The following is an 11,470-nucleotide window of genomic DNA, read 5'->3' as shown; positions in this document are numbered from 1 at the left end:
GCTCCCCCGGCTTTCGCCCCTCACCGTCGGGCGCGTTCCAGCCGAGCGCCTTCGCCACTGGCGGTCCTCCCGGGATTATCGGATTTCGCCCCTACCCCGGGAGTACCCTCGGCCTCTCCCGCCCCCTAGCCTGGCGCTACCCCCTCCAGTCCCCGGGTTGAGCCCGGGGCTTTAGGAGGGGGGCCACCAGGCCGGCTACGGGCGCTTTAGGCCCAATAATCGTCCCGACCACTCGCGGGGCTGGTATTACCGCGGCTGCTGACACCAGACTTGCCCCCCGCTTATTACCCCCGCCTGTTTACAGCGGGGAAAAGCCCCCGGAGAGGGGGCACTCGGGGTAACCCCGTCACGGTTGCCCGCATTGCGGAGTTCTCGCGCCTGGTGCGCCCCGTAGGGCCTGGGCCCTTGTCTCAGTGCCCATCTGGGGGCTCCCGCTCCCACGGCCCCTACCCGTCTTCGGCTTGGCGGGCCATTACCCCGCCAACTACCTGATGGGGCGCGGCCCCATCCTCGGGCGGACTCGGGGCGTTCCCCCCGAGCCCCTTTCGGGGCGGAACCCTTCCAGGCCTCCGCCCCTATGGGGGATTAGCACCAGTTTCCCGGTGTTATCCCCCTCCCGAGGGTAGGTTAGCCACGTGTTACTCAGCCGTCCGCCACGCCCGCAGCGGCGGGCGTTCGACTCCCATGGCTTAGCCTTACCCCGATAGCGGTCGGGTCCGGCAGGATCAACCGGAGTCGCGGCCGCAAGGGCCGGCGGGGGCGGGAGGCCGGGGACCCGGGTTTTGGCGGGCGGGTCGCCCGGCTCCGAGTGGGCCCCTGTCGGTCCGGGCCTCTGCCTGGACCCCACTCTTCCCGTGATCGCCCCGTAGCTCCCGGGTCTTCCCCGGGAGCCCGGGGTTTTTGAGCTTTCTCCCGGGCCGTCCCCGGTTCTCCCCGTCCCGGGGCGGCCCTCCGTGTTCCCCTAGCGCGGGGTAGGGGTAATAAAGTTTTCTGTGGAGACGTTGTCTGGGGATGAACGGGAGCCACCCAACCGAGAGGTGAGGAACACGCCCTTCGTGGAGACCCGGATGAAGAGCGAATCCCGGACTGATTTCCAATGAAGAACTCTTCCGCTTCCCTGACGGGCTTATTAACTTTACATAGAGAACGATGCGTGGGCACAAGGCTTGCTGAAGTACGGGAGCTGCGCTAGACTTTTGAGGGACGCTAAGTGCAAAGCTAAGATAGTCCTAGACGAAAGTTTCTGTAAAGAAGGGACCATATGCCTTCCTGTAGAGAGCTTCTCGATAGAGCCTTTCGGAAACTTAGTGGGCGCGACGACCGTCGCTATAGACTTGGTAGAGGAGGGCTTCAGAGTGTGCGTGTGCGACAAGGGCGGCTGTGGAAGGAGCGCCACTGTGGCGGCTAGCGCCTTGGCTTATTTTCATTCTGACCTCAACTACGGCCAATTGAAGAAACTCCTTCGGAATAAGTATGGCTTGATGCGCGAGTGTCCAGAGACCCGTCCTCAAATCGAGACCGTAAAGGTCTTGTGGGGGACGTTCCACTACTTCGGTGACAAGGCGTTTAAACTTCTCGCGAGGATGACTTTTTCGTACGATACGTTTCTAGTTCACGTAGGGAGGGTTAAGGGCCTATTCGTACCCGTTAGGGCGCTCAGCAGGAGGCTCCCGTATGGCCGAGAGGCTGCTTTGAAACTTAATTACGAAGCTTTGATGGAAATAGAGGCGCCCAAGACCAGAGACCTCGTAGAGGCCTACCTCGAGGTCGAAGAAAAGGATGGCAAAATAGTTAAGCTCGGGGAGCTCAATGAGGGTGACGTAGAGCCTTCCGCCTTGGCTTTTGCATCGTTCGAGGGCGCTATATCTAAGACCTTAGATCCCCGCGAGGCGCTAGTACTCCTCACCAAAGCGCTAACGTGATAACTTCGTACTCTTGTTAACGCGGGGCCAGACGTCCCATGAAGGTAAAAGTCCAGTTTTTCGCGTTCCTCCGCGAGGAAGTGGGCAAGAAAGAAGACTACTTCGAGTGCACTTGTTCTTCCCCTAAAGAATTGATTGAAGTACTGTTCAGAAGGTACCCAAAATTGAAGGATGAAAATGAACAATCCAAGAAATTTGGCTTGGAGCTGAAGGTTCTCGTGAACGGGAGGGAGTGGAAATACTTAAATTCTCTAGAAGGAGATGAAATCGAGGTAGCAATATTCCCACCAGCCGCAGGGGGTTAAGAAGGATACAGAAAAGAAATAAGGGTCACGAAGGAGTATCCGTTCGGAGAGCTGGGTGCGATGAGGCGGACCGAGCGGGTACATTACCTCGCCCGCTTCGTTTTTAAAAAAGGGCTTGTGGACCCTCGGCTCCCATCTTTACTCGGGGAGCGGGCGTACTACCGAGAGCTTAAAACTTGCGCCCTAGGAGGGGCGGCCGTCTCCGTAGGGGAGTTTCTAGATAGCCCCGAAGGTGCGAACGGTATGGTACAGTTCTCGAAAACTAAGGGGAAGGTCCGAGCCTCGGTTTACATAAAGATGAGCGATGGTTTCGCAAAGGAAAATATGAAATACATAGACGACATAATATTTGAACTGTTCCCCGGAACTAAGAGGGTCTACATAGTTAGGTCTCCAAACTACGAGGGCGTGGCGGTGGCCGAAAGGATTTGGAGGTGGCTGACGGCGGGCCACTCGACCAAGGGCGCCCTCTATTACTTGGAAATAACCGCACCCGGAAGGCTCGGCAAGAAGCTGCTCCAGAGGGCGCTGGAGAGCGGCGCGTTCAGCTACAACGGCTGTAGCGACCGGTTAGAAACTAATATAGTCAAGAAGAGGAAGGAGTTGGAGAAGTTCGCAAGAGAGACGAAAGTGTGGGAAGACAACTTATTCCTCTGCAAATTCCACGGGAAGTGTCAAGAGTTGGGGGAGGTGCTCGCCTAGGAAAAGGGGTATGACGACCCAACGCCTAGCTGAGAGGTGAGGAGCTTCCCTGCGGGCGAGGACCCCTCACGCCTTGAACACTAGGAGTTTCACCCACAAGTCGCCGTGATACACGTCCCTTTCCTCCACCAGCTCGAGGCCGCTCTCCTCGGCTATCTCTCGCGCCTCTCCTAGCGGCGTAACCATAACCAGCTTTCCGCGAAGCACCCTCGCCGCGGACTCTAGGAACCCCTTATACAACTCGATTACCTTCTTCGGGCTCCCCATCCGAACGCCGTAGGGAGGGTTGGTGACTATCAAGTCCGCCCAGTCCAAAACCTCGTGAATCTTAGTAGCGTCGTGGACTCCGAACGCTATGAATTTCCTTACCCTAGCTACTTCGGAATTTATTATGGCCTTCTTCACATATTTCGGATTCATGTCAAAACACATTATCTCTGGGACGGCGAAGTTCAAAGCGCCCTCGATGGGTATAGTTCCGGAGCCGCACATGGGGTCCACGAGCCTCTCAGAGCCCTTCGCCCCTCCCAAGAACAGCATAGCGTAGGCTATGGTGGGCTTGAGGGAGGCCATGTGTTCCTCGACTCTATAGTACCTCCTGTGCAAACTCTCCTCCCCCGATACCTCGACGCCCACCCGAACCCGACCGAAGTACCACTCAGCCCTCACCACCACGCCCGGATAGTCCAAGTTGACCTCCGGCCTCTTCCCGAACACCCTCTCTACCCTCTCTATGACGCGTTTGCCCACCTCAGCGGCTAACTCCGGGGAGCTCGGTCCTTCACCCACCCTTTCGGCCCTTACTGCGAATGGGGTCCACGGAGTGACGAAGGCTTCTATCCCTTCCAGCTCTAGCTCCTCCAGCCTCCCCTCGAACAACAGCACGTAGCCCTTGTGCACGCTCTTTGAGCGCTCAAGCCTCCAGACGAGCTCCCCCAAGTCTTGGAAGGTGGCTTCCACTCGACCCTTCGATGTACCCAAGACCTCGAGTCCCCAAGACCTCAGCTCGGCCGCCGCTACGTCCTCTAACCCGGGGTTAGTGGTGAAGACCGCCCGCACCCGCGCTCACCAAGTGGAGCACATAGGCATTGAAAATTGCCCTCTTCGTAAAGTCTTTTCTCAGTTCCTCCCAAGTGAAGCCCAAGGTGCGAGCTATACTGAGGGCCTCCGCAAGTTCCTCGTCCTCTATCTTTTTCCTTCCGAAGTTGACCTTTCTATCAGTTATGTGTCTCTCGCCCCTTCCGGGCAACATTATCTTGCCGTAAGCCGCCTTGTGCCTCCAAGTCTGGGTGTCCGCGCTCTGGTAGCCCAAGGAGCTGAGCTTGGGTATTAATAAGGCCGAGCCCAAGCCCAAAGCGTGAAGCCACCTGTCCTCCACCAACCTCATTACCTTCAAGAATTCCCATCCTTCCTTGCGCGAGGCGTTCTTAACTGTGAGTATCCTAGGTATCAAACCTCCCACCGCTACCCTCTCGCCCACCTCCGAGTACCCCTCAGCGTACCTCTCCAACAGCTCCGGAGGCACGGGGTGATAGACCGGGAGGAGCGAACATCCCACCCGCTCCGCCATGTACTTCGCTACGTCAACGTTACGCTCTACCTTCTTTCGGGCGTTTTTATCGTTAGGAGCTACGGGCGAGTCGAGTGCGATGCAGTAATCAGGTTTTATAGTATTGTACCACTTGACGACGTTGTCGGGATTCAAGACCACGCCCTTCCGGAGAGCTTGATAACCCCCCGAGTCTACCCATATCTCTATTTCGTCCGGTATCCCCATCACTTCCCTTAAAGTTTTCCCAGATTCTAACACGTTCATCACTTTCTTTGACTTGCTTAGCTGAAAGGCATTCAACATTATTGCCTTCACGTCGAACTTCTCCCACAGCTTTAACAACTGCGTGCTCGGATGGCCGTATACCAACAACATCTCGGAAATACTACTAGGAGGGATCACTTTAAACTTTCGACATACTCTTTCAAGAGGTTTTGGAACATCGCGAGGGTCCCGTTCATCTGCTCTAACTCTGCCTCGAGTCCGTTAATCTGATTAATTAACTCAACCCTAGCCTTGGCGAGGCCCTCGCACACGTAACAGCTCACCGCGCGGTTCACATCGGTGCCGTTGAAGGCCCGAAGCGCTTGTAGGACTTCCGATACGCTCTTCGCGCCGGCGAGCCTTGCAATCAAAACGGTTTCGTTCCCGGAGCATTTACAATTCGCTGGCATAGAACTTACCACCTTTTCTAACTCCCTCGTCCACGCGACTACACAATCGTAGTAGGAGTAAAGCTTTCCTAGCGTCTCGAGGGCTTCGAAGGGAGAGACTAGCATCGAGTGTATCTCGGAATCCAGCTTCCTCGAAAGGTTAGAAAACTCGTTCAGACACTTCTCCAGTTTGACCTCTGCGACTTCCAGTACTCCCTTAACGTAGCTCACGTTCGAGTGGGCCACGGCGGCTGCGCTCAACAGAGGCAACGGGCGGGCTGCGAGGTAGCTCAACGCGTTAGTTAGGTTAGCGAGCGACGTCACCGGAGAAGCCAGCGTTAATGACAACGACGTCAAGAGCAAGGCTATGATCTTCACGGACCTCAAACCCCCACCGCCGAAAGAGTATAATCAAAAATAAGGTCTTCTGAGAAGGATGGGGCCTTTGCTGGCGGACGCGCTGCTGGTCGTTGCGAGCGTCTACCACTTCCTCGGAGCCATCTATTACAGAGCTTCCTTGAAGCCTCCGAAGGAGAAAGTATTCGAGTTCCCGTCGTTGGCCATTCACGTGCCCGCATACAAGGAAGACCCTCAAATGCTCCGCAATTCGATAGAGAGAATCATTGAGAGGTTGAGGCCGGATCAAGTAATTGTTATCACCGACCCCGATAGTTATGATGAAGTGAGGAAGGAACTGCCCCTCGAGGTAGAAGTTATCACCGGGGCGGAAAAGGGAAAGGCACGTGCGCTAAACGAGGCCTTGAAGATCACACGGACTGCCTACATCATGGTCTTTGACGCAGACTCCTTCCCTGAAGACGGTTTTTCCCTCCTCAAGTCGCCCTACGCAGCCAGTCTCTGGAAAGGTTACTCTGCCGGAACCAGGTGGGGCGACGCGTTAGCTAACGTGACTACGCTGGCCTCGGTGGCCCTTATATATGGGAGGGCGAGACTGGGCTTTCCCGTCGTTCCCCCGGGTTCAGGCGTCTTAATAGAAAAAGAGCTTTTAGAGGAGCTCGGCGGGTGGGACGAGAACTCCCTAACCGAGGACATAGATCTAGCCCTAAGAGCTTTAGAAGTTAACGTCAGAGCTAACGTCATACCCTCGTTCGTCTTGGTGGAGGCCCCGAAGGATTACGCCTCCCTAAAAAGGCAACAGTCGAGGTGGGCGTACGGAGCCGTCCAAGCAATAATGGGGCACGCTAAAGCGGTGGCTAGACACCCGGAGACGTTCTTCTACCTAACTCGCCACGCCTCAACGTGGCTACCGCTGCTGGCCCTCTTGGCCTCCCCCGCCGGGCTCTCGCCGTCGTCTTTGCTCCTCTACTACTTTGCCGTCTCCACCGAGGCACTTTACGCCTTCAAGGCTGCAAAGAAATGGCGAATTAGCGTTAGCCTCGCCGACGCGGGCCGGACGACTGCCGCGGGCCTTTCTATGTCAATAACCTTGTTGAAGTCACAAATAAAAGCTTTGTTTAGGATGAAGGAACTTTGGAAAGTAACCCCCAAAGGGAGAAAGAAAGGTTTGGGAAAGGGTATAGCCAGCGAGGTAGTGTTACTGGGTGCACCACTAATAGCTTTGCTAAACCCGGTTTCTCTGCCTCTGACGCTTCAGTACTTCATAGCCTCCCTATATGTAATCTTAAGGGTCCTCAGCGAAGAGCGACGTCGTCACTGATCGGCCCCGGATTCTGACATCATCGGAGCGCCTTCACTATCCTCCTGCTCAAGCGACCAAATATCTTGTTTACGAGTGTTTCATAGTTGACCGAGGCCGGCAAGATAGTCCCCGCTGCCCCCGGATGGCCTCCGCCCTTTCCTCCGAACTCCTCGGCTAGTTCCGACAAGAACTCGGCCAAGTCTATGCCAAGCTTCGTTAGCCTAGGGGACGCGCGGGCGTAGACGCGCAACTCTTCCTTCCCTTCCCTCACAACGAAAGCCGCGTCCGCGCCCACGCACTGGGTTAAGGTTCTCAACACTGCTCCCTCGTTAGCCCCTACCCTAGTTATAACAATTATGTAGTCCTTTACCTTTCTATAGGTGAGCCTCTCGCAAGCCTTTATCTTAGCCATCCGGGTTCCTAAATCTTCATCCTTTTCAGAAGGGAGTATCTTAAGGGCGTTACCCAACTTCGCAAACTCGCTCAAATACTCCATCGCCGTGAACGTCTGGGGCCTCGAAAACTTGAACCCTTTACTGTCTATGTATATTCCCAACATCAATGCTTCAGCAGTCCTCTCGTCCAGTTCCGCTCCCACCTCCCGAGCGAGGAGGCTCACTATCTCGGAGGTGGAGCTGGCCCCCGGGTCCACTAGGCACGGCTTTAAGTCTCCTCTAGTGTGATGATCTACTCTGCAGTACTCCTTGGTTAAGTCGATACCAGGCAACTGGGCGCTCGAAGCGGTATCCACTATTATCATCCATTCCTCCTCCACGGGACCTCCGCGGAACTCCATACCGACGAGCTCCGCGACCCTTTTACCCAAAGAAGAGAGGCCCCCGGGGGCGTAAGGGGTCGCGCCCGCGCGCCAGAAGAAGGCCGCGGAAGCAACTGCATCCGGGTCAGCGTGTCTGTGGACGACGACCGCCGCCCTTTCGGCTTCAAGCCTCTTTAAGATCTCTCTGCCCTTCGCTAGTAAGTCTCCTCCCAAGCTCTTGCAGTCCCGCATCGAGAGCCTCCTCCACCACCTCCTCGTAGGAGTACTTCGACCTCAAGCCCTTGACTTCCAAGCTGGCATCCACCTTCTTTTCCTCATCTACGTATACGACTATCTCTAAGTCTAGGTCTTGGGCCCTCTCGCCTAACTTCTTCTTTACCTCCTCTTCGACGCGTTCCGAAGCCTTAAGGAGGGCTTCTACTACCCTTTCAACCTCCTCCTGCCAGCCCTCCACCGCTCAACACCTTCTGAAGCTGTTGACGAAGCTTTTCCAACTCGCTCTTGACTAACTCTTCTTGCTTTTTCAAACCGGTGAGCTTTACTTCTATTAGATCTATTTTGTCCTTTATCTCCTTAACCAAGTCATCCTTCTTTGCTTTGTAGAGGACGTGGCCTACGTTCTTGTAAAGTTCCGCGTCGGCCGGTAGCTTCTCGAGTTCCTCCAAAACTTTCTTAAGTTCCTTCAACTCGGTCTCCAGCAACACTCTCTGTTGAACCAAGCTCTGGTAGACCTCTTGCTGTTGTTGATACTGGGCCAAGAGTTTCTGTGCCTGAGCGTTCAGGCTCATCCCGACTCTCCCTCGCGCGCGCGCCGGGACGATATATTAAAATAAGGTACGGGTCGGCGAGGTCCCACATTCGTCATCCATCGAGCGCTCAAATCGGCCACCTCATCCCCTAACTGCCAATAACTATAAGCCCCGTAGCGTGTAACCAGGGGGTATTCAAGGTTGACTGCGTTCAGGGTTAGCGTCAAAAAAGAAACTTGCATAGGGTGCAGCGTTTGCGCCCAAATCTGCCCAACCGACGTTTTTGAAATAAAGATGATTAAGGAGGGCGAGTACTTTAGGCTCGTGAGTGAGGTTGTTAGAGAGGAAGCGTGTATCGGCTGTATGGCGTGTGTGGAGAACTGCCCCACCGACAGCATAAGGGTCGAGAAGGCCGAGGCGAAGGTTAAGACCGGTTAATCTCTATCACCCCTTTAGTGCTGAGGCCACCGACATATCCTAAAGCTTCAGAAACACATTTGGCGAACGCCTTAAACAACGCCTCTACCTTATGGTGGTCATTCTTACCTTTAAGGAGATCTAGGTGTAACGTAACTCGCGCCTCCCGGGCGAGCGTCTCGAAGAAGTGCTCCACGTTCTCTAATGCAAGACCACCTATTTCCTCCCGCTTAAACTCCACATTGCCGTAGAACCCCCCTCTTCCAGATATGTCAAGGACGCACCTCACCAATGCCTCATCCATGGGGACCAAAGACCATGTAAACCTCTTGAGCGTACCTTCTTTCATCCTTTTGACGAACTCCTCCCTCAAGAACCTTCCTAAGACAATAGCCACATCTTCGACCAGATGATGATCGTCGAAACCTTGGAGATCGAGGGCGCTTATACACGCGTTGAGCCCGGAGTGTTTTAGGAAGGTTTCGAGCATATGGCGGAAAAAGGGGACGCCCACGTCTACACTAACTCGATCACATCTTTCCACTTTAACTACTGTCTCGTTGGTTTTCCTCTCCACGGCCTGAACCCCCAGAGCCGAAACAAGTAGTAAAACGGAGCGTTTTGTGTAAGCGGCGGGCTGATGAAATGTTGGAAACGTCGAACAGAAAGCTTGACCATTTGCGTATAACTCTCCTCGAGGACGTCGAAGCCGGAGACACGTGGCTGGACTTCGTCAAAGTTCCTCACCGGGCAGTCCCAGAACTCAACTTGGACGAAGTAATTACTGAGATAAAGATATTTGGTAAAACGTTGAGCGCGCCGCTCATAGTGACCGGCATGACTGGTGGTAATGAACACGCCGCCAAGATAAACGCGACCATCGCTGAGGTAGTAGAAGAGTTAGGGCTGGGCATGGGAGTAGGAAGCCAGAGGGCGGCAGTAGAGAGGCCCGAGCTGGAGTGGACCTTCAGGGTAACCCGGGAAAGAGCCCCCAACGCTTTGTTGATAGCGAACTTGGGTGCGCCGCAACTACTCAAGGGTTACGGTCTAAACGAGATAAAGAAAGCTATAGACATGATTGATGCTGACGCCATAGCCATCCACTTGAACGCTGCCCAAGAAGCGTTCCAACCCGAAGGCGATGCAGACTACAAAGGGTTGTTAACCAAACTCTCCGAGCTTGTAGACAAGGTCGAGAAACCAATAATTATAAAGGAAACGGGGGCTGGGCTAGACTACGATAGCGTGAAGGCCCTTCGAGAGCTTGGAATAAAGGCCTTCGACGTCTCCGGTTCCGGGGGGACCAGTTGGATAAGAGTGGAGATGTACCGAGCTAGGGAGAAGGGCGACGAAGCGTTAGCAACGGTGGCCGATTGGATGTCCTCTTGGGGGATTCCGACAGCTGCCTCTATAATGGAGACTAGGGCTGCCGCGCCAGACGCCTTAGTGATAGCTTCTGGCGGCATAAGAAACGGTGTGCACGCAGTGAAGTCGTTAGCCCTCGGGGCGGACGTTGTGGGGGTGGCCCTCCCAGCGCTCAAGAGAGCATATGAGGGAAAGGAAGAGTTGAAAAAGTTTCTTAAATCGATGATGTTATCGATAAAAATAGGCCTATTCTTAACTGGAAGCCCAGCCCCTGAGTATATAAAAGGTAGGGCAATCGTACTGGGACCTTTAAAGGAGTGGGCATTAGAAAGGGGAATATACGACGACTGGTTAAAAGCACGCTAACTGACTGACCGGGAGGAAAAATTTAATTATCTACCAGTCAGAAAACTAAATGGGCCCAAGGATTGATTACCATCCTAGGCTTTTTGGTTCTGGCAAGCATCGGCGTCGCTACGTTTGTGAAATATTGGAACGAGTTGTTAACTAACGAGGAAAGTATGGTAGACCGATCGAAGATTGCTTGGAAATTCTTAGTCCCGGCGTATTCGTTCTTCGCAACGTTAACTGCAGGGGCAGCCATCGCCGCAGGGCTCGCGGGACTAGGTCTCGTGGCCACGGACCCTCAACCACTGGCTTTTCTAGCCTTGGTCACTTTGGTACCCACAGTTGCATTGGTAATAGCCGACCTAGGGGCGCCGGAAAGGGCGGTTAACATAATTATAAACTTTAACCCCACGTCTAGAATAGCTTGGAATGTAGTTTTCTACACCCTCATAGCACTATCGACGTTGTGGACATTATTCTCCCCCTCCCCGAGTACCGCACTCATAACATTGACCTCGGCGATATTACTAGAAACTAACCTTGGCATGGCCTTCGGCACCAGCAAAGTGCCCGGGTGGCAAGGCCCTGCTAAAGCCGCTGAGTTCGTAGCAGCTGCGTTCCTCGCAATGGGAATATGGTTAATGAGGCCGGATATTATATTGGTATCCGTGATATCTTTATTAATTCTCGACTTCTGGGAGTTGTACTTCGTGAAGTATTTCGAAAGGCTAGAAGTGTCGCTTAAACGTGTAGTCCCCTACTACGTCGTCTTGGCTCTAGCAGCCTTAACGTCAATCACAAGCCCCCCACTCGGGGCCGCGTTAGCCCTTGCGGGATTGTTCGTTAACAAGGTCCTATCGGCAGAATGGCCACAAAGGTTGCGGCTGAGGCTGGCGCCTTACTCTTATGTCTTCTCCCAAGAAGCTACCTTCGTTGAACGAGCAGAGGTTATGGTAACTATTGCTGCTTTTTTGATATGGACGGCCTTGATTCTACTGAAAATCTTAATTTATGGGTGA

General features: G+C 54.3%; 14 protein-coding genes and 1 rRNA gene. 7 read left to right on the top strand and 8 right to left on the bottom strand.

The features are described 5' to 3' along the window. Positions 1-736, bottom strand: a 16S ribosomal RNA gene (locus tag AC1HCZ_RS03655); the annotation flags it as partial. A 430-nt stretch (positions 737-1,166) separates the two neighbouring features. On the opposite strand from AC1HCZ_RS03655, the gene AC1HCZ_RS03650 reads away from it, so the two are divergent. The 3 genes from AC1HCZ_RS03650 (at position 1,167) to AC1HCZ_RS03640 (ending at position 2,929) form a co-directional block, all read left to right on the top strand. Beyond that, positions 1,167-1,922 (top strand): FAD-dependent oxidoreductase, encoded by a 756-nt coding sequence (locus AC1HCZ_RS03650; RefSeq protein ID WP_479462187.1) that lies wholly within the window; start codon positions 1,167-1,169, stop codon positions 1,920-1,922. 38 nt (positions 1,923-1,960) lie between these two features. After that, the gene (locus tag AC1HCZ_RS03645; RefSeq protein WP_479462186.1) at positions 1,961-2,227 is read left to right on the top strand and encodes a MoaD/ThiS family protein; all 267 of its coding nucleotides are present in this window, start codon (positions 1,961-1,963) and stop codon (positions 2,225-2,227) included. 243 nt (positions 2,228-2,470) lie between these two features. Further along, positions 2,471-2,929, top strand: a complete 459-nt coding sequence (locus AC1HCZ_RS03640) for a hypothetical protein (RefSeq protein WP_479462185.1) — start codon at positions 2,471-2,473, stop codon at positions 2,927-2,929. Between the two features lie 66 nt (positions 2,930-2,995). Here AC1HCZ_RS03640 and AC1HCZ_RS03635 read toward each other — a convergent pair whose 3' ends face one another. Genes AC1HCZ_RS03635 through AC1HCZ_RS03625 form a run of 3 tightly spaced genes read right to left on the bottom strand, consistent with a single transcriptional unit; the run spans position 2,996 to position 5,521 of the window. Beyond that, complete coding sequence (locus tag AC1HCZ_RS03635) at positions 2,996-3,988, bottom strand: methyltransferase (RefSeq protein WP_479462184.1); 993 nt, start codon at positions 3,986-3,988, stop codon at positions 2,996-2,998. Next, positions 3,966-4,850, bottom strand: coding sequence for a tRNA guanosine transglycosylase family protein (locus AC1HCZ_RS03630; RefSeq protein WP_479462183.1), 885 nt, complete (start codon positions 4,848-4,850; stop codon positions 3,966-3,968). The genes AC1HCZ_RS03635 and AC1HCZ_RS03630 overlap by 23 nt, the downstream gene beginning before the upstream one ends. 29 nt (positions 4,851-4,879) lie before the next feature. Next, entirely contained in the window at positions 4,880-5,521 is a 642-nt protein-coding gene (locus tag AC1HCZ_RS03625; protein WP_479462182.1) for a hypothetical protein, read from the bottom strand. 58 nt (positions 5,522-5,579) lie between these two features. Here AC1HCZ_RS03625 and AC1HCZ_RS03620 point away from each other — a divergent pair, with 58 nt between their 5' ends. Beyond that, complete coding sequence (locus tag AC1HCZ_RS03620) at positions 5,580-6,812, top strand: glycosyltransferase family 2 protein (protein WP_479462181.1); 1,233 nt, start codon at positions 5,580-5,582, stop codon at positions 6,810-6,812. A gap of 19 nt (positions 6,813-6,831) precedes the next feature. Here the strand turns inward: AC1HCZ_RS03620 and AC1HCZ_RS03615 are convergent, their stop codons facing one another. From AC1HCZ_RS03615 to AC1HCZ_RS03605, 3 genes are read right to left on the bottom strand one after another with little or no spacing between them, the layout of a single operon-like run. Next, positions 6,832-7,803, bottom strand: a complete 972-nt coding sequence (locus AC1HCZ_RS03615; RefSeq protein ID WP_479462180.1) for a DHH family phosphoesterase — start codon at positions 7,801-7,803, stop codon at positions 6,832-6,834. Further along, positions 7,736-8,026 carry a hypothetical protein gene (locus AC1HCZ_RS03610; RefSeq protein WP_479462179.1) on the bottom strand — a complete coding sequence of 97 codons (291 nt, stop codon included), beginning with the start codon at positions 8,024-8,026 and terminating at the stop codon, positions 7,736-7,738. Before AC1HCZ_RS03610 ends, AC1HCZ_RS03615 begins: the two co-directional genes overlap by 68 nt. Continuing rightward, positions 8,001-8,360, bottom strand: a complete 360-nt coding sequence (locus AC1HCZ_RS03605) for a prefoldin subunit beta (protein WP_479462178.1) — start codon at positions 8,358-8,360, stop codon at positions 8,001-8,003. The genes AC1HCZ_RS03610 and AC1HCZ_RS03605 overlap by 26 nt, the downstream gene beginning before the upstream one ends. A gap of 162 nt (positions 8,361-8,522) precedes the next feature. Here AC1HCZ_RS03605 and AC1HCZ_RS03600 point away from each other — a divergent pair, with 162 nt between their 5' ends. Further along, positions 8,523-8,759, top strand: coding sequence for a 4Fe-4S dicluster domain-containing protein (locus AC1HCZ_RS03600; protein WP_479462177.1), 237 nt, complete (start codon positions 8,523-8,525; stop codon positions 8,757-8,759). Here AC1HCZ_RS03600 and AC1HCZ_RS03595 read toward each other — a convergent pair. Continuing rightward, positions 8,746-9,315 carry an imidazoleglycerol-phosphate dehydratase gene (locus tag AC1HCZ_RS03595; RefSeq protein ID WP_479462176.1) on the bottom strand — a complete coding sequence of 190 codons (570 nt, stop codon included), beginning with the start codon at positions 9,313-9,315 and terminating at the stop codon, positions 8,746-8,748. The two genes, AC1HCZ_RS03600 and AC1HCZ_RS03595, sit on opposite strands and share 14 nt — an antisense overlap. 68 nt (positions 9,316-9,383) lie before the next feature. On the opposite strand from AC1HCZ_RS03595, the gene fni reads away from it, so the two are divergent. After that, positions 9,384-10,469, top strand: coding sequence for a type 2 isopentenyl-diphosphate Delta-isomerase (fni, locus tag AC1HCZ_RS03590; protein ID WP_479462193.1), 1,086 nt, complete (start codon positions 9,384-9,386; stop codon positions 10,467-10,469). Between the two features lie 62 nt (positions 10,470-10,531). Continuing rightward, entirely contained in the window at positions 10,532-11,470 is a 939-nt protein-coding gene (nrfD, locus tag AC1HCZ_RS03585) for an NrfD/PsrC family molybdoenzyme membrane anchor subunit (protein WP_479462175.1), read from the top strand.

This window comes from Ignicoccus sp. (genome assembly GCF_056435145.1).
This window is presented reverse-complemented; position numbering and strand designations above follow the sequence as displayed.